General features: G+C 64.7%; 19 protein-coding genes and 1 riboswitch. Of the genes, 9 read left to right on the forward strand and 10 right to left on the reverse strand.

Features of this window, described 5'->3' with window-relative positions:
* The first annotated feature begins 159 nt into the window (after positions 1-159).
* Positions 160-534, forward strand: a complete 375-nt coding sequence (locus tag VM621_RS01440; protein ID WP_325467209.1) for a hypothetical protein — start codon at positions 160-162, stop codon at positions 532-534.
* Positions 535-621: 87 nt separating this feature from the next.
* Here the strand turns inward: VM621_RS01440 and gspD are convergent, their stop codons facing one another.
* Both gspD and gndA read right to left on the reverse strand, forming a co-directional pair.
* A complete protein-coding gene (gene gspD / locus VM621_RS01445) occupies positions 622-2,958 on the reverse strand; it encodes a type II secretion system secretin GspD (protein WP_325467210.1) in 2,337 nt (778 codons plus the stop codon).
* A gap of 398 nt (positions 2,959-3,356) precedes the next feature.
* Positions 3,357-4,769, reverse strand: a complete 1,413-nt coding sequence (gene gndA, locus VM621_RS01450) for an NADP-dependent phosphogluconate dehydrogenase (protein ID WP_325467211.1) — start codon at positions 4,767-4,769, stop codon at positions 3,357-3,359.
* A gap of 210 nt (positions 4,770-4,979) precedes the next feature.
* Here gndA and VM621_RS01455 point away from each other — a divergent pair, with 210 nt between their 5' ends.
* From VM621_RS01455 to ykgO, 4 genes are all read left to right on the forward strand, one after another.
* Positions 4,980-5,699, forward strand: coding sequence for a CoA transferase subunit A (locus VM621_RS01455; protein WP_325467212.1), 720 nt, complete (start codon positions 4,980-4,982; stop codon positions 5,697-5,699).
* A gap of 10 nt (positions 5,700-5,709) precedes the next feature.
* Positions 5,710-6,345: a CoA transferase subunit B gene (locus VM621_RS01460; RefSeq protein WP_325467213.1), complete on the forward strand. Its 636-nt coding sequence runs from the start codon at positions 5,710-5,712 to the stop codon at positions 6,343-6,345.
* 503 nt (positions 6,346-6,848) lie between these two features.
* The gene (locus tag VM621_RS01465) at positions 6,849-7,763 is read left to right on the forward strand and encodes a LysR substrate-binding domain-containing protein (RefSeq protein ID WP_325467214.1); all 915 of its coding nucleotides are present in this window, start codon (positions 6,849-6,851) and stop codon (positions 7,761-7,763) included.
* An 88-nt stretch (positions 7,764-7,851) separates the two neighbouring features.
* Positions 7,852-7,977 carry a type B 50S ribosomal protein L36 gene (gene ykgO / locus VM621_RS01470; RefSeq protein WP_029213509.1) on the forward strand — a complete coding sequence of 42 codons (126 nt, stop codon included), beginning with the start codon at positions 7,852-7,854 and terminating at the stop codon, positions 7,975-7,977.
* 74 nt (positions 7,978-8,051) lie between these two features.
* On the opposite strand, the gene VM621_RS01475 is transcribed toward ykgO, so the two are convergent.
* The 4 genes from VM621_RS01475 to VM621_RS01490 form a co-directional block, all read right to left on the reverse strand.
* Positions 8,052-9,875: a GGDEF domain-containing protein gene (locus VM621_RS01475; protein ID WP_325467215.1), complete on the reverse strand. Its 1,824-nt coding sequence runs from the start codon at positions 9,873-9,875 to the stop codon at positions 8,052-8,054.
* A gap of 4 nt (positions 9,876-9,879) precedes the next feature.
* The gene (locus VM621_RS01480; protein ID WP_325467216.1) at positions 9,880-10,173 is read right to left on the reverse strand and encodes a hypothetical protein; all 294 of its coding nucleotides are present in this window, start codon (positions 10,171-10,173) and stop codon (positions 9,880-9,882) included.
* A gap of 258 nt (positions 10,174-10,431) precedes the next feature.
* Positions 10,432-11,187 (reverse strand): SDR family oxidoreductase, encoded by a 756-nt coding sequence (locus VM621_RS01485; RefSeq protein ID WP_325467217.1) that lies wholly within the window; start codon positions 11,185-11,187, stop codon positions 10,432-10,434.
* Positions 11,188-11,324: 137 nt separating this feature from the next.
* On the reverse strand, positions 11,325-12,323 hold the full coding sequence (locus VM621_RS01490; protein ID WP_325467218.1) for a LysR family transcriptional regulator: 999 nt from the start codon (positions 12,321-12,323) through the stop codon (positions 11,325-11,327).
* Between the two features lie 407 nt (positions 12,324-12,730).
* Here VM621_RS01490 and VM621_RS01495 point away from each other — a divergent pair, with 407 nt between their 5' ends.
* The 3 genes from VM621_RS01495 (at position 12,731) to VM621_RS01505 (ending at position 14,277) form a co-directional block, all read left to right on the forward strand.
* Entirely contained in the window at positions 12,731-12,883 is a 153-nt protein-coding gene (locus VM621_RS01495) for a hypothetical protein (RefSeq protein ID WP_325467219.1), read from the forward strand.
* 18 nt (positions 12,884-12,901) lie between these two features.
* Positions 12,902-13,324 carry a cupin domain-containing protein gene (locus tag VM621_RS01500; protein ID WP_325467220.1) on the forward strand — a complete coding sequence of 141 codons (423 nt, stop codon included), beginning with the start codon at positions 12,902-12,904 and terminating at the stop codon, positions 13,322-13,324.
* A gap of 77 nt (positions 13,325-13,401) precedes the next feature.
* Positions 13,402-14,277 carry an RNA polymerase sigma-70 factor gene (locus tag VM621_RS01505; protein ID WP_325467221.1) on the forward strand — a complete coding sequence of 292 codons (876 nt, stop codon included), beginning with the start codon at positions 13,402-13,404 and terminating at the stop codon, positions 14,275-14,277.
* 93 nt (positions 14,278-14,370) lie between these two features.
* On the opposite strand, the gene greA is transcribed toward VM621_RS01505, so the two are convergent.
* From greA to carA, 3 genes are read right to left on the reverse strand one after another with little or no spacing between them, the layout of a single operon-like run.
* On the reverse strand, positions 14,371-14,850 hold the full coding sequence (gene greA / locus VM621_RS01510) for a transcription elongation factor GreA (RefSeq protein WP_325467222.1): 480 nt from the start codon (positions 14,848-14,850) through the stop codon (positions 14,371-14,373).
* Positions 14,847-18,074 carry a carbamoyl-phosphate synthase large subunit gene (carB, locus tag VM621_RS01515; RefSeq protein WP_325467223.1) on the reverse strand — a complete coding sequence of 1,076 codons (3,228 nt, stop codon included), beginning with the start codon at positions 18,072-18,074 and terminating at the stop codon, positions 14,847-14,849. The genes greA and carB overlap by 4 nt, the downstream gene beginning before the upstream one ends.
* 52 nt (positions 18,075-18,126) lie before the next feature.
* On the reverse strand, positions 18,127-19,269 hold the full coding sequence (carA, locus tag VM621_RS01520; RefSeq protein WP_325467224.1) for a glutamine-hydrolyzing carbamoyl-phosphate synthase small subunit: 1,143 nt from the start codon (positions 19,267-19,269) through the stop codon (positions 18,127-18,129).
* Positions 19,270-19,486: 217 nt separating this feature from the next.
* Between carA and VM621_RS01525 the strand changes: the two genes are divergently transcribed.
* A complete protein-coding gene (locus VM621_RS01525) occupies positions 19,487-20,170 on the forward strand; it encodes a 2OG-Fe(II) oxygenase (protein ID WP_325467225.1) in 684 nt (227 codons plus the stop codon).
* Between the two features lie 260 nt (positions 20,171-20,430).
* Here VM621_RS01525 and VM621_RS01530 read toward each other — a convergent pair whose 3' ends face one another.
* Positions 20,431-21,441 (reverse strand): sodium:calcium antiporter, encoded by a 1,011-nt coding sequence (locus tag VM621_RS01530; protein ID WP_325467226.1) that lies wholly within the window; start codon positions 21,439-21,441, stop codon positions 20,431-20,433.
* A 36-nt stretch (positions 21,442-21,477) separates the two neighbouring features.
* A riboswitch (yybP-ykoY riboswitch) is annotated at positions 21,478-21,653 on the reverse strand.
* Positions 21,654-21,716: the final 63 nt, after the last annotated feature.

Raw genomic sequence — 21,716 nt, forward strand, 5'->3', positions numbered from 1 at the left:
GACGGGGACTTGTCTCGTGGGAAGGCTAGGCGCGGTAAATGACACAACCGCGCTGTTTTCGTGACAAAGTGGATGACAGGAGCATGACAACGGCCTTGCCACTTCCGCAGGCCCCGCCGCGCGTGGTATCCAACGCGGCGAAGCCTCACGGAATGATGTATGCATATTCGGCACTGGGTGTTCTTACTAACCTGCTCGGCAGCGTCTGGCGCGTTCGCGCAGGACACGAAGAGCGTCGTCACGCTGCCGGGCGTGCATGCGTCGGCGACGCCGGCCTGTGTCGAACACGCCGAAGGCTCGACCGCGACCCTGTCGTATGCGTGCCTCAATCACCTCGTCGCGAACGATGTGGCGCCGGTACCCATGCCCGGCAATGCGGACATCGCCAGAGGTCCGTCGAACACCCTTGGCCTCTACAATGCCAACAGCCTGAGCCACCGCATGGGCCCGAACCTCGGTACCTCAGTCCAGCCCTACCGCCCCAAGGTGACGTATCCGTCGCCGTTGACCCAGCCGGCCATTCCCACGCACTAGCGCGAGCGGCACGCGGTCACCGGTGACCCTGAACTCCGTAGGACCACCATAGGCCAATGCTTGCAGGCGCGCCCCGGGCGCCTTTCCTCATGGTTTCCGGGGGGGCGACGACACGGCGGGCTGCTGACCGGCCGCCTTGGCGTCGGCACTGTACGGGCGCAGCGATTCGAACTTGCGCTGGTACTCGTCGGTGATCTGCTTGGCGTCATCGCTATTGGTGACCACGCGCGGCGTAATCAGGACGATCAGCTCGGTGCGGTTGCGACTGCGGTTGGTCGAGCCGAAGAGGCGACCGAACACGGGTATGCGGTTGAGACCGGGAATACCCGTATCGGTGACGCCTTCGTCCTGCTTGATGAGGCCGCCCAGCAGCACGGTCTGTCCGCTCTGCACAGCGACCTGGGTCGCCACTTCGCGCTGTTGGATCGGGAAGTTGCCCGTAGCCGTGTCTTTCGCGCCCGGCGAACTCACTACCTGGTTGATGTTGAGGTACACCAGGCCACCCGGATTCACGCGCGGACGCACGTTGAGGATCACGCCGGTGTCCTTGTACTCCACCTGGCCGATCGTGTTGTCGGTGTTCGCTCCGGTGTTCACATAGGTCTGCGTGATGGGAATCTGGTCGCCGACCTGGATATGCGCCTTCTGATTGTTGAGCACGACCAGCGATGGCGCGGAAAGCGTCTTCGTGTTGCCGCTGGTCTCCATCGCCTTCAAGGCGACCGACAGGTTGTTGTTCACGAAGGAGTAGAAGAAGCTGTCAGTGGACGGGTTATAGACATTGCCACCGTTACCGAGCGCCCACTGTTGCTTGTTCCCCGGTTGGCCCACCGAGCCGTTCTTGCCGCCGACAAGGCCCTCGAGGTACCACTGCACGCCGAACTGGAAGTTCCCCGTAAGCGCCACTTCGAGAATCCGCGTCTCGATCTGCACCTGCAGCGGTACCGCATCGAGACGCTTGATCGCCTGCTCGATCTCGGCCCACTGCGCCGGACGACAACGCACCATCAGCTGGTTGTTCGAGTCCACCGAGGTGATGCGAACGCCTTCGTCCGTAGTGATGCCACCGCTGTGCGAACGATGCGAGTTGTCATCGTCACCGAAGCCGCTGCCGGCGAAACCACTCTGGGAGCCGTTGATCGACGAACCACCGCTGCCGAATCCCGAAGACGAGCCGTTGATCCCGTTGCCGGTGGTCGTGTTGATGTAACCGCCGCTGGACGAGGACGACGACGACCCGCTGCCAAACGTGCCCGAGCCGCTGCCAAAGCCTGAGCCGCCGCGATTTGAATCGCTGTCGCCACCGAGCGTACCGGAGCTCAGGCCCGGGCCTACCTTGCCGCCTTTGTCGCCGGAACGCCCTCCGCCGGAACCGCCACCGTAGATGTCGGAGAGATAGTCGGCCAGATCCGAAGCCTGCACGTTGCGCACGTCATAGACATAGAGCTGGGCTTCGTTACCACCGCCATGGTCGATGCGGTCGATCCAGCTGCGCACTTCGTCCAGATACGCCGGCTGCGGACTGATCACCACCAGCGAATTGGTCCGTTCGATGGGGATGAAGCGCAGCAGACCCGCCATCGGCGTGTTGCCCTTGTCGCCGAAGAGCTTGTCGAGCATCGGCGTGAGGTCCTTGACCTCGGCGCGCTGCAGGCTGAACACGCCCACGGACATGCCGCGCAACCAGTCCACGTCGAACGTGGCCACCGTGCGCTGGTAATTGTCGAGTTCGCTCGGCGTGCCAGCCATCACCAGCACGTTGCGCGTGGGATCGGCGAGCAACACGGCATCGGCACGGGCGAAGGGCTTGATGAGTTTCTGCATCTCGGTGGCCGAGATGAAGCGCAACGGGAACAAGCGGGCCTGCAGACCACCGGCCGGCGCCGTCGCGCCGATGCTCGGCACGAGGTTGCCGGCAACGGCATCCTTGGCCGGCATCACCACGTAGCGACCGTTGCTGTGGACCAGCGCGTTGCCCGTCCACGAGAGCAGGGTCTCCAGGATCGGCAGGGCCTGCTCGGCGGTAACCGGCTGGGACGTAGAGAACGATACGTTGCCCTGCACACCCGGCACGATCGAATAGTTCTCGTGCAGCAGGTCGCCCAGGATGGCTTTCACCACCGACTCGACCGGCTGGTTCTCGAAATTGAAGGTGACCGTGCCCGCGCCCTCGGCCACCGGCTTCGGCTTGGCCAGGCCGACGGCCTTGACGAATTCGCCGGTACCCGTGGTCACGTCCGGCGCAGCCACGCCCGGCGCGGCCGGATTGGTGCTGGGGACGACGACAGGTCGTGGCGCCGGCTTTTCCGTGCCGGCCACGGCTTCCCGCTGAAGCGCCCCGTCATCGCGCGGTTGAGGCAGCGTCGAGCATCCGGCCAGCGCCACCGCGAGCGCCACGGCGCCGGTCAGCTTACATCTCAGCATCAAACAACGTACTCCCTCGTTGGTCGCGAAAGAGCCACCGCTCATGCGGCGGCCCTCCCGATTCCGCCAACTCTAAAGGGAGGTTCCCTGTCAGCGCTAGCTCCTAGATGTCGAAGGCGCGACGCAAGTCCGCTTACAACGACGCAGGGCACCGGCCTACAGGTTCGACACAGGACCGCTTCATCGCCCCCGTGGGAGCCGATTCATCGCCCCTGTGGAAGCCGATTCATCGGCCATGTGGGAGCCGATTCATCGGCGATCCCGCGGCAGCGGGCCAGGGTGCAGCAAGCACCCATCGCCGCTGAAGCGGCTCCCACAAATGAAGCGGTTCCCACATGACGGCTTGCCACATCGCGAGCGCTCCCACATGGCGAGCCGTCATGGCCGATAAATCGCCCCTACTCCGCCCACTCGGCGTGGAAGCTACCCTTCTCGTCCACCCGCTCGAAGGTGTGGGCACCGAAGTAGTCGCGCTGTGCCTGAATGAGATTTGCCGGAAGCCTGTCCGCGCGATAGCTGTCGTAGTAGGCGATGGCCGCGGAGAAGCCAGGCACCGGCACACCCACGCGGACCGCTTCGGCGACCACCTCGCGCAGGGCTGACTGGTAGTTCTGCACGATGTCCCTGAAGTACGGGTCGAGAAGCAGGTTTTTCACGTCGCCATCGTTCTTGTAGGCGTCGGTGATCTTCTGCAGGAAACGTGCGCGGATGATGCAGCCGGCACGGAAGATCTTCGCGATGGCGCCGTAGTCCAACTTCCAGTCGTTTTCGTCCGAGGCCGCGCGCAGCTGCGCAAAGCCCTGGGCATAGGAGATGAGCTTGCTCATGTAAAGCGCGCGACGCACCGATTCCTTGAACGCCGAACGGTCGCCCGAGAAGGCCTCCGCCTTGGGCCCGGACAGCAACTTGCTCGCCGCCACGCGCTCTTCCTTCAGCGAGGACAGCCCCCGGGCAAAGACGGACTCGGTGATCAACGTCAGAGGGACGCCGAGGTCGAGCGCGCTCTGGCTGGTCCACTTGCCGGTGCCCTTCTGCGCGGCGCGGTCGAGGATCACGTCCACGAGCATGTTGTCGCTCTTGTCGTCCTTCTTGGTGAAGATCTTCGAGGTGATCTCGATCAGGAAGCTGTCCAGCTCGCCTTCGTTCCATTCGCTGTAGACATCGGCCAGGGCCTGGTTGTCCAGGCCGAGCACGTGCTTGAGCACGGCATAGCTCTCCGAGATGAGCTGCATGTCGCCATATTCGATGCCGTTGTGCACCATTTTCACGTAATGGCCGGCGCCGCCCGGACCGATATAGGTGACGCAGGGCTCGCCATCGGGCGCCTTGGCGGCGATCTCGGTGAGGATCGGCGCGACCAGGTCGTAAGCGTCGCGCGGACCTCCCGGCATGATCGACGGCCCCTTCAGCGCACCTTCTTCACCACCGGACACACCGGTACCGATGAAGTGCAAGCCGTCCTTCGCCAGTTCTTCGCCGCGGCGTACGGTGTCCTTGTAGTAGGTATTGCCGCCATCGATGAGGATGTCGCCCTTGTCCAGCAGGGGGCGAAGCTGCTCGATCACGGCGTCCGTGCCCTTGCCTGCCTGCACCATCAACAGGATACGGCGGGGCTTTTCCAGCGAGTCGACGAACGCTTCGAGCGTATAGGTGGGCACGAGTTGCTTGCCCTTGCTCTCGGACATCACCTCGTCGGTCTTTTCCTTACTTCGGTTGAAGATGGACACGGCGTGACCACGGCTTTCGATATTCCAGGCGAGGTTGCGGCCCATGACGGCCATGCCGATCACGCCGATCTTCTGCTTGCTCACGAGAAACCTCCAGGTTGAAGAATTACGGGAGACGGGCTGGAAACCTGTCGATCAAACCGCCAACGGAGCGCAAGGTCTTGGTCGTTTCGGACTTTGCTGCCCAGCACCATGGACCAGCGTGAACCCACGAAGGGCCACGGGACGTGATGGCGCTCGGCTATGATGGCGGGCGAACCGGCGGCGGGACCGCCCGGATGGACTCGACAACGCATGAACCAGGTGAAGTCGCATTCGCGCGACAAACGCGTCGCCAACGCCCACGAGGCGCTGGCCGGCCTCGTGGCCGACGGACAGATCATCGCCGTGGGTGGCTTCGGCCTCTGCGGTATTCCCGAGCTCCTCATCGAAGCGCTTCGCGATTCCGGGGTGAAGGGCCTGACCGCGGTTTCCAACAACGCCGGCATCGACGGCGTGGGCCTGGGCCTGCTGCTGGCCACCCGCCAGATCCGCAAGATGGTTTCCTCGTACGTGGGCGAGAACAAGGAGTTCGAGCGTCAATTCCTGGCCGGCGAACTCGAGGTCGAGTTCACCCCCCAGGGCACGCTGGCCGAGAAGCTGCGCGCCGGCGGCGCGGGCATCCCGGCCTTCTTCACCCGCACCGGCTATGGCACCCAGGTCGCCGAGGGCAAGGAGACCCGCGAGTTCGACGGCAACATGTACGTCATGGAACGGTCCATCGTCGCCGACGTGGCGCTGGTCAAGGCATGGAAGGCCGATCCCTCGGGCAACCTCGTTTATCGCAAGACCGCACGCAACTTCAATCCGATGGCCGCGACGGCCGGCAAGGTCTGCATCGCCGAGGTGGAGATCATGGTGGAAGTGGGCGAGCTGGACCCCGACCAGGTCCACACGCCGGGCATCTACGTCGATCGCATCGTGCACAATCCCGCGCCGTCCAAGCGCATCGAACAGCGCACCGTGCGCGCCTGAGGAGAACACCATGGCCTGGACTCGTGAACAGATGGCGCAGCGCGCCGCCCTGGAACTCGCCGACGGCGACTACGTGAACCTGGGCATCGGCTTGCCGACCCTGGTCGCCAACCACCTGCCCGAGGGCGTGGACGTGTGGCTGCAGTCGGAAAACGGCCTGCTCGGCATCGGCCCATTTCCGACCGAAGACGAAGTGGACGCCGACCTGATCAACGCCGGCAAGCAGACCGTGACCGCCCGTCCGGGCGCGTCGTTCTTCTCCAGTGCGGACTCCTTCGCGATGATCCGCGGCGGCCACGTGGATATCTCGATCCTCGGCGCCATGCAGGTCACCGCCGAAGGCGACATCGCCAACTGGATGGTCCCCGGCAAGATGGTCAAGGGCATGGGCGGCGCGATGGACCTGGTTGCCGGCGTGAAGCGCGTGGTGGTGGTGATGGAACACACCGCGAAGGACGGCACGCCGAAGATCCTCACCGAGTGCAACCTGCCGTTGACCGGCAAGGGCGTCGTCGACCGGATCATCACCGACCTGGCGGTGTTCGACGTCACTCCGGACGGCCTCGCGCTGATCGAGCTAGCCCCTGGCGTCGACGAAGACCATGTGCGCGCCACCACCGAATGCGCCTTCACCTCGAAGGTGTAAGGGCCGCTCCTGGAAGGTGTAAAGGCTGCTCCTGGAAGGTGTAAGGGCTGCTCGCGCCGGTGACTTGCTCCGTGCGTGCAGGGGCCTCGCTCCGTGCTTCCAGGGACCTTGCTCCGTGCTTGCCGGGGCTTTGCTCCGTGTGGGAGCCGCTTCAGCGGCGATGGGGTGCTGGCACCACCCTGGCCCGCTGCCGCGGGGATCGCCGCTGAAGCGGCTCCCACACGTTTCGGCTTCCTTACCTTTCGGACCCCACACGTGTCGGACCCCACACGTATCGGAACCCGCACGCTTCGGATCCCGGAAAGAAAGTCGCCCCGCAGAGGACGCCTCGGTATGGGCCTCGGGGGGGGAGGTAGGCCAGATACCGGTGTTTAGCGTCGATGCGGGGCGAGGGACCTACCGACCCAGGGGGAGGGTTGATTGGTAGGTCGACGAGGATTCTAGATTTCCTAGGAATTTCTCGCCAATATATCTTTCACTGCCCACTTAGACGAAAATCGACTATGTTCGATCTGCGCCAGCTGCGCTACTTCGTGGAAGTGGCGGAAACCCTCAGTTTCACCCAGGCCGCCCAGCGCCTGCACATCTCGCAGCCTCCGCTGTCGCAGCAGATTCTCGCCCTGGAGGCCGATCTTGGCGTGCGCCTGCTCGACCGCAACCGGCGCCGCGTCGCGCTGACCGAGCCGGGGCGGCTGTTCCTGCTCGAAGCCAAGGCCATCCTGGCGCGGGCGGAGAGTGCACGAACCGTCGTGACCGAGGCAGCCGCCGGGTTCACCGGCCAACTGAGGCTGGCCTATGCCGTCTCCGTATCATTCCACCGGGCGCTGCCGGAAACCTTGCTGCGCTTCACACAAGCGGCACCGGGGGTCAGCCTGCACCTCGGCGAGATGCTCACCGGCGCCCAGTACGACGCCATCCTCAGCGGGCAGATCGACGTGGGCCTGCTCCGGGCGCATCCCGAAGGCGTGGCCAACGCCCGCCAGCTCAATGTCGAGGTGATCGACCACGAACCGCTGGTCATTGCCTTGCCCAAGCGACACCGCTTCGCCGGCCGCGAATCGCTGCGCATGGAGGAACTGGCCCACGAACGCTTCGTCGCTCCGCCGCGGGCGCACGCGGCCACGCTGATCGACCGCCTGATGCTGCTGGCTAACAAGGCCAAGTTCCGTCCGAACGTGCGCCAGGAAGCCCAGCAGATCCCTTCCCTGCTCCCGCTGGTGGCCGCCGGACTGGGCCTGGCCCTGGTGCCTGCCTCGTTGCGTGCCGTGCACCTGGATGGCGTCGCCTTCGTCGCGGTGGACGATCCGGAAGCACACCTGTTGCTTGCCGTGGCCAGTCGCGTCGACAATACGTCCCCCGTGCTCGACAGCTTCCTGCGCACCGTGCGCGAGGCGCGCACGGCCCTCGGCCTCGGCTGAAAGACCAATCTTTCCCGACGCTTGCGTAACGCCGACCGGATCGCTACAATTCCGTTTTTCCTTGTCCTTAAAGTTTCAGGAGCTGGCCGTGAAGGTGCTTTCCTCTTTGAAGTCCGCGAAGTCGCGTCACCGTGACTGCAAAGTCGTTCGCCGTCGCGGCAAAGTGTTCGTGATCTGCAAGAGCAACCCCCGTTTCAAGGCTCGTCAGCGCTGATTTCAGCCGCGACGGGTAACTGAAAAAGGCCGCGAAAGCGGCCTTTTTTTATGCCTGAAGCCTGGCGTCCCGAGTCAGCCACGCGCCTCGGTCAGGTACGGCGAATCCGGGATATCTCCCGTATCGCCCATGAAGACGCAATTGCGCCCTGCCCGCTTCGCGCGATAAAGCGCGGCATCGGCCACGACCAGCAGCCGGTGCAGTTCGAATCCGCATTGCAGCGTGGACGAGACACCGAAGCTCGCCGTGACCGCCAGCTCGGGACGCGCCTGCGTGGCCGACGTCGCCGAGATCGACAGCCGAAGCTGTTCGGCACGGGCTCGCGCCTGCGCGGGACTGCAATCGGGAAGAAGAATGGCGAACTCCTCGCCCCCCAGCCGGCCAAACACGTCACACGCATGCAAGGCACGGTGGCAGACGTCGACGGCACGCTTGAGCACTTCGTCGCCGACGGCATGGCCGTAGGTATCGTTGACGTTCTTGAAGTGATCCAGGTCGAACAGGATGACACACAGGCCGCGATCGGAGCGCGCACCGTAGGCAAGCACGCGATCGGCCTGTTCCACGAAGTGTTCGCGATTGCAGATACCGGTGAGACCATCGCGACGTGCGAGTTTCATGAAACGCATCTGCGAACGGCGCAGCCAGAGCACCAGCCAGGCGACGGCGAGCAGGCTCAGACCGAGGATGAAGATGTAGAGCCGTCCGGTCTCGACCTCCTTGCGGTCGAGCACGCCGTTCAGGCGCAGGATCTCGTTCTGCCGGTTGAGCACTTCGACCTCGGCCTTGCGCGCGACCAACTGCTGGTCGACGATCTGGAAGGCCAGGCTGCGCGCGCTCAAGTCGTTGAGGTAGGCCTTGTCCGCAGCCATGAACTGCTCGTGGTACCCGAGCGCAGCCGCCGCGTTGCCCAGACGCTCCTCGACCTGATAAAGCACTTCGTATCCCGCACGCCGCGCGTCGGTGAACTCACCCTGGATGGAACCGGCGAGCGCCGAAAGGCCGTAGCGCCGTGCGTTCGGCAGGTCGCCCAGCTTGAGGTAGGCCTGTGCGAGCAGCGCATCGAACTCGGCGAGCGTCGTCGGATAGTGCAGCGCGCGAAGGCCGTCGCGGTTCGCGACCAGGATCTTCACGGCTTCTTCGGGATGGCCGTTGGCCAGGTGGAACGCGGCGACGTCGGCGCGCATGGCATCGGCGAAAACTTCATCGCCACCTTCCACGCATGAGTCGATGGCTTTCTGGTAAATCGGATCGAGCGTTCGCAGCCGGCCGCCTTCACGGCGGGCACGCATGAGGTGTTGAGCGCCCTTGCAGATGGATTCGCCCGGCGGCGGGTCGTCCATCATCTGCTGCGCATAGGCCTCGGCCTGATCGAACTGCCCGGCCGTACTGAGCATCTGCGAGGCTTCGCCGAGCGCCTGGAAGCGCGCCTTGCGGTCGCGGATGGACGGCAACATGTCCTGGAGCTGGTTCAGACGCGTAAAGGCCTGTTCGTAGCGATGACCGATGCCAAGCAGGTTGATCAGGGTGGCTGTCGCGCGAGCACGCAGCACGTTGCTGCTCGAGGTGTCCGCGACGTTGTCGAGTTCGGCTTTGCCCGTTTCGTAATCGCCCACCCAGGTAGCGCGCCAACCACGGAGGAAATGGAACAGCGACTTCTGCTCGCGGTCGAGCTCCGCCTCCCTCGCACCGATTTCCTCGAGAAGCCGAGTGAAGCGGCCCAGGTCGACGACCTTGATCGCATCCGCGCGGGCCAGCATCGCGTCGAGATCGGCCTTGTGTTCGGCGGGCGGGCGTGGTGTGGACCCCGGCAGCTGGGGCGCCGCCAGCGTGATCGTCGCCTTGCTCGTGAAGACGAGCAAGGCGACGATCAGGCCCATGCGGACGCCGGCGTTCATGGAGTCAGTGCCGCGGACCGGGGACGGGCGGCTTTGGCCCGCGGCGCGACGATTTCTCGCCTTCTTCGTCGTCGTCCTCGCCTTCGTCGCCCTCGTCGTCTTCCGGCTCTTCCACTTCACGGAGCGGCTCACCCATCTGGGTGTTGAAGTAGATGCCCTGCCCGGCCACGGTACGAAGCGCTGTCACAGCCTCGTCCATGCCGGCCTCGCTCACGAGGGCGGCAAGCGTCTCGTCGGACGCATGGCACAGCGACGCGTCTTGACCAAGACGCGCCAGAAACTCGATGACGCTCCCCATCCCACTCATCCCTTGAGCACAGAGGACCAACCCCTGGCCCGAACTGGCGAATCCTCCCCTTGAGGTCGCCGTGCCGTGGATGATAGCGGTATGGGTCCCGGGGTTGAAGTAGGCCAGTCGGCCGGCCGTGAACCGGTCTTTCAGGCTAAGTAAAACGCCTTATCGTGCGATCGCCGGCGATCCGGACCGCATCGTGGCCGATTTCCGGCAGCCAACCTCCCAGGTTCGTCGCCGTCAGGGGGGGAAGACGACATTCGGTCATGTCGCGAACGCCGACTGTGCGAACCAGGCGTCGAAGCCCATCGTGCCAAGCTTCGCGCCCGCTCCCGGAATCAGCGAGTCGTCCTCCAGCACCGTACCGAAGTAGAGCGCCTGCGGGTCGGGAGTCACCCTGCGCGGATCCTTGATGGCGACGAGAAAGCGCTGCACCAGGTCGGCCATGCGGATCTTGTCCGGGCCGCCGATCTCGACGATGCCGTTGGCCGGCGCTCCCACGGTCGCCGTCGTCATGGCATCGGCGACTTCGTCCGAGGCGATGGGCTGCATGTATCCGGTCGACAGAGGCACCGACTCGCCGTTCGCACTGGCCTGGACGATGCCATTGAGGAACTCGAAGAACTGCGTCGAGCGAACGATGGTGTATGGCACGCCCGAGGCCCGGATCAGGTTCTCCTGCACGACCTTCGCACGCAGGTAACCGCTATCGGGCAGCCGGTCGGCGCCGACGACAGACAGGGCGATATGGTGCTTCACGCCCGCCTTCGCTTCCGAGGCAGCAATGTTGCGGCCGGTGGTCTCGAAGAACGCGAGTACGTCCTTGTCGGCGAACGACGGCGAGTTGCTCAGGTCCAGCACGGCGTCGACGCCCGCCATGGCCGCGTCGAGGCCTTCGCCGGTCACCGTGTCGACGCCGGACGAGGGAGAGGCGGAGATCGCTTCGTGGCCAAATGCGCGCAGCCGGGGAACCACCTTGCTACCGATGAGGCCTGAGCCACCGATGACGAGAATTTTCACGGGGTATCTCCTGTTCGAACGAACATGGCGCCATGCCCGAGGAACGGCATGGCGGGTTGGGAAAACGGTAGGCTTGCGCCAAGCCGGCCGGTAGAACCCTTGGTGGGACCACCGTGTTGCCTCTGCCGCACCAATCCTCAGATGAGGCCGGCGGTCGCCGGCAGACCGCCGCATCGCAGGTCCAGAGCGCGCACGCGGGCGATCATGTAGTCGACGAAAACACGGATACGCGACGGCAACTGCCGGCGGCTCAGGTAACAGATGTAGTGACCCCGATCGTCCGGCGCGTACTGGGGAAGACAGGCGACGAGCCGGCCCGAACGCAGGTGCTCGCACACCTGGTAGGCCGCCAACTGCGCCAGCCCGCGACCGTCGAGGGCCGCATCCATGAGCAGGTCGGTGTCGTTGAAGGTGAGCATCGCCTTGGGCAGCACTTTCTGCAGACGGCCCTCGACCTTGAATTCCCACTCGTGGAGACGACCCGACGCGAGGCGGAAATTCAGGCACTGGTGATCGGCGAGTCCGGCAACGCTTTTCGGCAAGCCGTATGCCGCGGCATAAGCAGGCGAGGCACAAACGATCATATGCATGGGAATGAGCTGGCGTGCGATCACCTGGCTGTCTTCCATCCGTCCGTTACGGAAGGAAACATCGATCTGTTCCGTCGTGAAGTCCGCCGTGTGATCGCCAAGCAGCAGGTCCACGGCAATCTCGGGATACAGGTCGCGAAAGCCGTTCAACAGCGGCGCGACGACCTTGCGCCCGAAGCCTGCCGCGGAACTGATACGTAGCTGGCCGCGTGGCGGCCCCTCGCGTAGCTCCTGCATATCGGCCAATGCCTGGGTGATGCGATCGACGCCGGGCTTGCAGTTCCCGAAGAAGATCTCGCCCTCTCGCGTCAGCGCGTTGCTGCGCGTCGTGCGGATGAAAAGTCGCGCACCCACCTGCCCTTCCAGCTTCTGCACGCTACGGCTGACTGCGGAGCGGCCGATGCCGAGCCGGTCGGCGGCCCTCGCGAAACTGCCTTCGTTGACCACCGCGATAAAGGCGATAACACCCGCGTAACTCGCGGAAAAACTCGAGGCCAGGGCGTCTGCCGGGCTGGCGGCGAAGGGGCCGGTCTGGTCGGTTGTCATGAAGTGCCTCCGCGTACATTCGGGTCGTGGCGGGCGACTTGGACGTGCGCGCGCGCCCGCTCGACAAGCTCGCGGCAGCAGGCGGTATCGCAGCGTATCAAGGCCGCCACGTCCTCCACGCGCATGTCGAATACCTCACTGAGGAGGAAAGCGACGCATGCCTCCGTTGGCAGCTGATCCAGCGATGCCAGCAATCCAGCCCAGACCGCATCGGGTGAGTCTCTCGGTTCGTCCATAACCAACAGACGCGGCAGCCGACGCTCTTGTGACGCCCCCAGGGGATTTATTGGCAGCCATTGGTGCTCGGCATGCAACACGGTGGTCCCACCCACGGACCTAGCGGGTAGCCAAGGGCATGCTTAACCTTTTCCCTCACCGCCATCCTCCATCGCTAACGAGGCGATGGCATGCACATCAGGAATACGACGATCCACGGCGAGCGCGCCTTGCGCCTGCACCGCCTCGCCATCGGGCGTGAATCGAACCTGTTCGCACCGCGTGAGCGTGCGTGCCTGGCCTGGGCCGAGGTCCTGACGCCGAAAAAGGCCAATCTTTCCTGACACCGCGAGGAATCCAAGATGAAACGCTTCAAGACGCTCACCCTGCTCCTGCTGGTGGTCGCCGGCAACACGGCCGCTCATGACGCCGCCACCCATGGCGATGCCTCCGCACCGCAAGCCAGGGTCACCGAGAACATGACCAGGCTCCTTGCCGACTACCCGGGCAAGGAGATTCTCACCATCACTGTCGATTACCCGCCGGGCGCCGTGGACCCTGTCCATCGCCACGACGCACACGCCATCGTCTACGTGCTCGAAGGTTCGATCGTCATGGGCGTGAACGGCCAGAAGGAGCAGGTACTCAAGCCCGGCGACACCTTCTACGAAGGACCGGACGACATCCACACCGTCGGCCGCAATGCGAGCAAGACCCTGCCCGCCAGGTTCGTCGTGTTCCTGCTGAAGAGCCAGAACACGCCGGTGCTTACCCCGGTGAACTGAAGCAGGTTCTGCAAGACGACGGCGGTTAGACTGACCCACCGTGTCACAACGACACGCGCTGGACCGTCTTGGTCTGTATGGACGACGCAACCGCCACCTTTACCGCGCTCCGTGCACGCCTGCACGGCGTCGCCTACCGCATGCTCGGCTCGGTTTCCGAAGCCGAGGATGTCGTTCAGGACGTCTGGATCAGCTGGAACGAGGCCAACCAGGCCGCGATCGGCAACGCCGAGGCCTGGTTGGTCACCGCCACCACGCGCCGCGCCATCGACCGCCTGCGCGCGGCGAAGGCGCGGCGGGAGCACTATGCCGGCATCTGGATACCCGAGCCGGTGCTGACCGGCGAATCGCACTCGCCGGAGTCCCTGCAAGAGCTGGCCAGCGATGTGTCGGTCGCCTTCCTGCTCCTTCTGGAACGGCTCACGCCCGAGGCACGCGCGGCCTTCGTGCTGCGCGAGGTGCTCGACTCGGACTATCCCGAGATAGCGCATACCCTCGGCAAGAGCGAAGCCGCCTGCCGGCAACTGGTCCACCGCGCCAAGGACCAGATCCGTGACGAACGCCCCCGCCAGTCCGTGACACCGGACGGCCATCGCCAGCTGATGCATCGCTTCGCCAGCGCGCTATCCGCCGGCGACTTCCCCGCCATCCGCGCCATGCTGGCCACCGACGCCGTGCTCATGGGCGATGGCGGCGGCAAGGTCACCAGCTTCCCAAAACCGATGGTCGGTGGGCAGCGCATCGCACAGCTCTTCTACGCGGCGAACCTGCGTTACAAGTACGGGCTCATGTTGCAGATCGCAGAGATCAACGGCGAGCCGTCGCTACTGCGCTACCTCAACGGGCAGCTGGAGTCGGTACAGACCTACGTCGTCGACGGCGAGCACATCACGCAGATCCTCGTCCAACGCAATCCGGACAAGCTCGAGCGCATCCTGAAAGCCCTGCACTGAACACGGCGACGCCTGTAGGAGCCGCTTCAGCGGCTCCTACAAAAAACAAAGCCCCTCGATGAGGGGCTTGTGTTCGTAGCATAAGTTCAACGATCAGCTATAGCGAACCTTCTCGATCGAATACGTCTTCACGCCATTCGGCGCCGTGAAGTCGAACTCGTCGCCTTCGCTCTTGCCGATGAGGGCGCGAGCGATGGGCGAAGAGACCGCGATGAGACCCTTCTTGATGTCGGCTTCCACGTCGCCGACGATCTGGTAGGTCACTTCGGTATCGGTGTCCACGTCTATCAGGTCGACGATGGCGCCGAACACGATACGTGTACCGACGGTCAGGCGCTCGGTGTCGATGATCTCCGAGTTCGACAGCGCGGCCTCGAGTTCGGCGATGCGACCTTCGTTGAAACCGTGTTCCTCGCGCGCGGCGTGGTACTCGGCGTTCTCTTTCAGGTCGCCATGCGCACGCGCCTCGGCGACCGCGGCGATGATCGCCTGGCGCTTCGGACCCTTCATGTGCTCCAGTTCCAGACGCAGGCGATCGGCGCCCCTCTGGGTCATGGGAGGACGGCTGCTCATGCGTTCAGCTCCTTGTGCAGATCCTGCAGGCTGTTCACTTCCCCGTTGGCGTGGAAGTCGAGCGAATGCACGAGGGCACGCGCGCCTGCGACGGTCGTGGAATACGTGACCCGCTGCTGCAGCGCTTCACGGCGGATCGAGAACGAGTCGGAGATGGCCTGCTTGCCTTCCGTCGTGTTGACGATATAGACCACTTCGCCGTTCTTGATCAGGTCGACGATATGCGGGCGGCCCTCGAGCACCTTGTTGATGCGCTCGCACAGCACGCCGTTGTCCTGCAGGAACTTCGCGGTGCCGGACGTGGCGACCACGACGTAGCCACGCTCGGCGACATCCTTCGCGATCGGCAGCAGGCGATCCTTGTCGGCGTCGCGCACGGACATGAACACCTTGCCCTTCGGCGGCGCCTTGATGCCGGCAGCCTCGTGGCCACGAGCGAAGGCGGCGCCGAATGTGCGGCCCACGCCCATCACCTCACCGGTGGAGCGCATCTCGGGACCGAGGATCGGATCGACGTTCTGGAACTTCAGGAACGGGAAGATCGCTTCCTTCACCGAGTAGTACGAAGGGATGATTTCCTTCGTCGTGCCCTGCTCGACCAGCGTGCGGCCGGCCATGGCGCGCGCGGCGATCTTCGCCAGCGACATGCCGGTGGCCTTGCAGACGAAGGGCACCGTACGCGAGGCGCGCGGGTTCACTTCGAGGATGAAGACCTCGTCGCCCTGGATGGCGAACTGCGTATTCATCAGGCCGATGACCTTCAGCTCACGCGCCAGCAGGGTGACCTGGCGGCGCATTTCGTCCTGCACCTCCTGCGACAGCGAGTACGGGGGCAGCGAGCACGAGGAGTCGCCCGAATGCACGCCGGCTTCCTCGATGTGCTCCATGATGCCGCCGACCAGCACGTTGCCGTCGGCGTCGGCGACGATATCCACGTCCACTTCCACCGCGTGATCGAGGAAGCGATCGAGCAGCACCGGCGAATCGTTCGAGACCTGCACGGCATCGCGGATATAACGCGAGAGGTCGGCGTCGGCGTAGACGATTTCCATGGCGCGGCCGCCGAGCACATAGCTCGGACGTACGACCAGCGGATAACCGATCTCGCGGGCCAGGGCCAGCGCTTCGTCGGCGTTGCGCGCGGTACGGTTCGGCGGCTGCTTGAGGTCGAGCTTGGTGATCAGGTGCTGGAAGCGCTCACGGTCTTCGGCCAGGTCGATGGACTCGGCATTGGTGCCGATCACCGGCACACCGGCCGCTTCGAGCGCGCGCGCCAGCTTCAGCGGGGTCTGGCCGCCGTACTGCACGATGACGCCCTTCGGCTTTTCGAGGTCGACGATCTCCAGCACGTCTTCCAGCGTCAGCGGCTCGAAATACAGGCGGTCGGAGGTGTCGTAGTCGGTCGAGACGGTTTCCGGGTTGCAGTTGACCATGATGGTTTCGAAACCATCCTCGCGCAGGGCGAGCGCCGCGTGCACGCAGCAGTAGTCGAATTCGATGCCCTGGCCGATACGGTTCGGGCCGCCGCCGAGCACGATGATCTTGTCGCGGTCGGTCGGGTTCGCTTCGCACTCTTCCTCGTACGTGGAATACATGTAAGCGGTGGTGGTGGCGAACTCGGCGGCGCAGGAGTCGACGCGCTTGTACACCGGGCGCACGCCGAGGGTGTGGCGGAGGTGGCGCAGTGCCTTCTCGTCGGTGCCGACCAGCTCGGCCATGCGCGCGTCGGAGAAGCCCATGCGCTTGAGTTCGCGAATGCGCTCCGCGTTGAGCGCGGTGAGACCCTGGCGCTGCATCTCGCCCTCGGTCATCACGATGTCCTCGAACGCGGCGAGGAACCAGGGATCGATACGCGTGAGGTCGTGGACTTCTTCCAGCGACAGGCCGGCGCGGAATGCATCGGCGACGTGGAACACGCGATCCGGACGCGGCTCGCGCAGTTCGCGCTTGAGTGTCAGGAAGCCTTCCTCGCTGCCGATGTCCAGGCCGGTCGGATTGAGGCCGGTCTTGCCGATTTCCAGACCGCGCAGGGCTTTCTGCAGCGATTCGTGGAAGGTGCGGCCCATCGCCATCACCTCGCCCACCGACTTCATCTGAGTGGTCAGGCGCGCGTCGGCGGCCGGGAACTTCTCGAACGCGAAGCGCGGAATCTTGGTGACGACGTAATCGATGGACGGCTCGAACGATGCCGGCGTGAGGCCGCCGGTGATGTCGTTGCGCAGTTCGTCGAGCGTGTAGCCGACGGCGAGCTTGGCGGCGACCTTGGCGATCGGGAAGCCGGTGGCCTTGGAGGCTAGCGCCGACGAACGCGACACGCGCGGATTCATTTCGATGACGACCACGCGGCCATCCTCGGCGTTGATGCCGAACTGCACGTTGGAGCCGCCGGTGTCGACGCCGATCTTGCGCAGCACCGCGATCGAGGCGTTACGCAGGCGCTGGTATTCCTTGTCGGTGAGCGTCTGCGCCGGAGCGACGGTGATCGAGTCGCCGGTGTGCACGCCCATCGGATCGAAGTTCTCGATCGAGCAGACGATGATGCAGTTGTCCGCCTTGTCGCGGACCACCTCCATCTCGAATTCCTTCCAGCCCAGCACCGACTCTTCGACCAGTACTTCGTGCACGGGCGAGAGTTCGAGGCCGCGGCCGACGATCTCGATGAATTCTTCCTTGTTGTACGCGATGCCGCCACCCGAACCGCCGAGCGTGAAGCTGGGACGGATGATGGTCGGGAAGCCGACCGTGGTCTGGATTTCCAGCGCTTGCTCCATCGAGCGCGCGACTTCCGCCTTCGGGCAATCCAGGCCGATATCGGCCATGGCGTGGCGGAACAGGTTGCGGTCCTCGGCCATGCGGATGGCTTCGCGCGACGCGCCGATCAGCTCGACGTTGTACTTCTCGAGCACGCCGTGGTCGGCGAGGTCGAGCGCGCAGTTGAGACCGGTCTGGCCGCCCATCGTCGGCAGCACCGCATCCGGGCGCTCCTTGGCGATGATGCGTTCCACCGTCTGCCAGTTGATCGGCTCGATGTAGACGGCGTGGGCCGTCTCGGGGTCGGTCATGATCGTCGCCGGGTTCGAATTGACCAGGACGACGCGGTAACCCTCTTCCTTCAGCGCCTTGCAGGCCTGGGCGCCGGAGTAGTCGAACTCGCAGGCCTGGCCGATGACGATCGGGCCGGCACCGATGACGAGGATGGTCTTGATGTCTGTGCGCTTGGGCATGGTTTCTCTCGCGAATCGAAGCGGATGGTCGAGTGGGCGGGCTAGCGGCGCGTCAGGACGCGCGCTTGGCCTTGTGCTCTTCCATCGAGGCGATGAACGTGTCGAACAGGTAGCCGACGTCTTCGGGACCCGGGCTGGCTTCCGGATGACCCTGGAAGCAGAACGCCGGGCGATCGGTCAGCGCGAAGCCCTGCAGGGAGCCGTCGAACAACGAGGTGTGCGTCACCCGCACGTTGGCCGGCAGCGTGTCCGCATCCACCGCGAAGCCGTGGTTCTGCGAGCTGATCAGCACGCGACCGGTGTCGAGGTCCTTCACCGGGTGGTTGGCGCCGTGGTGACCGAACTTCATTTTCAGCGTCTTCGCGCCGATGGCCAGCGCGAGGATCTGGTGACCCAGGCAGATGCCGAACAGCGGGATCTTCGTTTCGAGGATCTGCCTGGTCGCTTCGATCGCGTAGTCGCAGGCGGCCGGGTCGCCCGGGCCGTTGGCGAGGAAGATGCCGTCCGGATTCATGGCGAGCACATCGGCGGCCGGCGTCTGCGCGGGCACCACCGTGATGTCGACGCCGCGGTGAGCGAGCAGACGCAGGATGTTCTGCTTGACGCCGTAGTCGTAGGCGACCACGCGGAATTTCTTCGGCGCGTTGAAGAAGGCCTGCTTGTCGAGGTCGTACGTGCCCTCGCTCCACTGGTAGCTCTTGGTGGTGCTGACCACCTTGGCCAGATCCATGCCGTTGAGGCCCGGGAAGGCCTTCGCCTTGGCCACCGCGGCGTCGACGTCGATGGCGTCACCGGCGACGATGCAGCCGTTCAGCGCGCCCTTCTCGCGAAGGATGCGCGTGAGGCGGCGCGTGTCGATACCGGCGATGGCCACCACATTCTGGCGCTCGAGGTAATGCGGCAGCGGCTCGGTGCTTCGCCAGTTGCTGGCCAGGCGCGGCACATCGCGGACGATCAGTCCCGCCGCATGGACGCGGTCGGCCTCGACGTCGACGCCGTTGGTGCCGGTGTTGCCGATATGGGGATACGTCAGCGTAACGATCTGGCGGGAGTACGAGGGGTCGGTCAGGATTTCCTGATAACCGGTCATGGCGGTGTTGAACACCACCTCGCCAATCGTTTCGCCTCGTGCACCGACCGAGTGGCCGTGAAAAACGCTGCCGTCTTCGAGAGCAAGCAGAGCAGGAGTACGCATGGGATGGGCCGCCTTCAGGTGCAGCAAAGCCCGCAAGCCTGCTTTGAGCGGCTCGTGGGCCTTGGGGATAAGGGATCGTTGGGCGGGTATGAATGATAGGTGTGAAGGCGGCTTTTGTCCATCGGAAAACCATGAACGGCCGTGTAGGAAAAATCGCTGGCAACCCTGCCTGACACGATACAATGCCGTCCGAGGTACCTAGCCGAGATTCGCCCGCATGCTGCTCGACCCCGCCCGTCTGGAGCGTCCCGATACCGATATCCGGCATGAGCCGTTTTCGTTCATGATCGCCCACGGCCAGCTGCCGGACGAATCGCGCAACGACCTGGAACGCGACTTCCCCCAGTATTCGAGCGCCGGGTTCTTCCCCTACGACGCCAGCGACTGCGGCCCGTCGGTCAACGAACTGGTCGAGCAGATGACCTCCCGGGCGTTTTCCTCGGCCATCGGGCGTCACCTGGGCATTCCCGGCCTCGAGGACTACCCCACCCTGGTCACCCTGTGCCGACTGCTCAACCGCCGCCACGGCACCATCCACACCGACAGCAAGTCCAAGATCGCCACCGCGTTGATCTACCTCAACCCGATGTGGCCGGATACCAGCGACGGCTGCCTGCGCTTCCTGGCCTCGATCGACGATATCGACAACACCGTGGCGCCCGAGCTCAAGCCGCTCTACGGCGAGTTCGCGGTGTTCCGTCGCGCCGAGAACTCCTTCCACGGCCACCTGCCCTACGAGGGCGAGCGCCGGGTCATCCAGGTGGCCTGGCTGACCTCGGAGGAAGAAAAGGCCCGCAAGACCAAGCGGGGCAAGTTCTCCCGCGTCTTCAAGAAAATCTTCGGCAAGCTCGACCGCCAGCACGGCGCCGGCCGCGACCGCAGCGCCAACCACCCGGATTGAGTGCGGAAGCCGGCTATGTGCCGGCGATCCTGTGGGAGCCAGCTATGTGCCGGCAATCCTGTGGGAGCCGGCTATGTGCCGGCGATCCTGTGGGAGCCGGCTATGTGCCGGCGATCCCGCGGCAGCGGGCCAGGCTGCCGCGAGCACCCAATCGCCGCTGAAGCGGCTCCCACACCAGGGCTCCCAAACCGGGGCTCCCAAACCAGGGCTCCCAAACCAAGGCTCCCACACCCGGGCTCTCACACCAGTCTGCCGCGACTTCAGTGGGTACCGAACCACCAGCCCACGAACACCGCGAACACCCCGTACAGGCCGCCGATCGGCATCAGCCAGCGCGCTTCGACCGAACCGCGGCGGAACATGGCCCATAGCGCCACCACCGCCACCATGGTGATCGCGCCGGCGACGATCAACGGCGTGTCGAACAGCCACGGTGTCGCGAACAGCGCCAGCGAGCTCGGGATCGTCGCCTGGATCATCATCGCGCCCGAAATGTTGGCCAAAGCCAGGCGTTCCTTCCCCTGGCGCACCCAGATCAGCGCGTTCACCGTCTCCGGCAGCTCCGTGGCGACGGGGCTCAGCACCAGGGCCACGATGTGCGGCGACAGATGGAAGAAATCGCCGAACGCCTCCAACTGCCAGACGAAGGTGCGCGAGGCAATGGCAATGACGACGAGCGCAAGCCCCGTCTGCAGCATCACCCAGGTCATCGACGGGTTGGCGTCGTGGGGCCGGAAGGTGAGCGGGTCGAGTTCGTCCTCGCCCTCGGGAGCGCCGGTGTCGTCGCGCATTTCGCGCCATACATAGGCGACGTAGGCCAACAGAAAGAGCACACCTAGCCAGGGCTTCCACGCGAAGGCAATGAGGCCGAGTCCCACTTTCACCACGAAGATCGCAAGGAACCAGGACTGGTCGCGGGCCAGGCGACGGTTGTCCACGCGGACCCGGGTATCCGGTCTTTTCAGGCGCTTACGGCCAGCATATAAGGCGAATCCGACAACGGCGTAGGCGATCGTAGCAAGCACCAGCGGACCGCCCAGGGCCGCCCCCACGCCGATGTCCTTCGCTTCCGGCGTCTTGCCGAACATCACCGCGACGAAGGTCACCGCGCTTTCCGGAAGGGCCGTGCCGAAGGCGGCGAGCACCGTGCCGGTGGCCGTGGCGCCAAGATTGAGCTTGCGCCCGAACCATTCGACACCGTTGACGAAGTATTCGCAGGCGAAATAGATGGCCCCGGCCGAAACCAGGAAGAGGAAGCATGTCAGCAGCATGTTTTGTCTAAGGCCGGGCGAGCGAGTAATACCGATGGCACAGCCACACCGCTCGCCCGGCCCGGGTAAGCATGTCGCTGGCCAAAGGTCTCGCCGGGCGGACAGCGCACTCTCCAGGCGCTGTGCCGTTCGCGCCATGGGGCGCGAGGCCACCAAGTGTGTTGACGCGAACTCCTCGGGGTAGAGGATGGCTACTCCCCAATGACTTCGGCGCGGATCTTAACACGCGTTCGAGGATTCGGTGCGGAACATTCGCGCCCCCCTTGTAGGAGCCC

Source organism: Luteibacter sp. (assembly GCF_035539195.1).
GTDB lineage: Bacteria > Pseudomonadota > Gammaproteobacteria > Xanthomonadales > Rhodanobacteraceae > Luteibacter.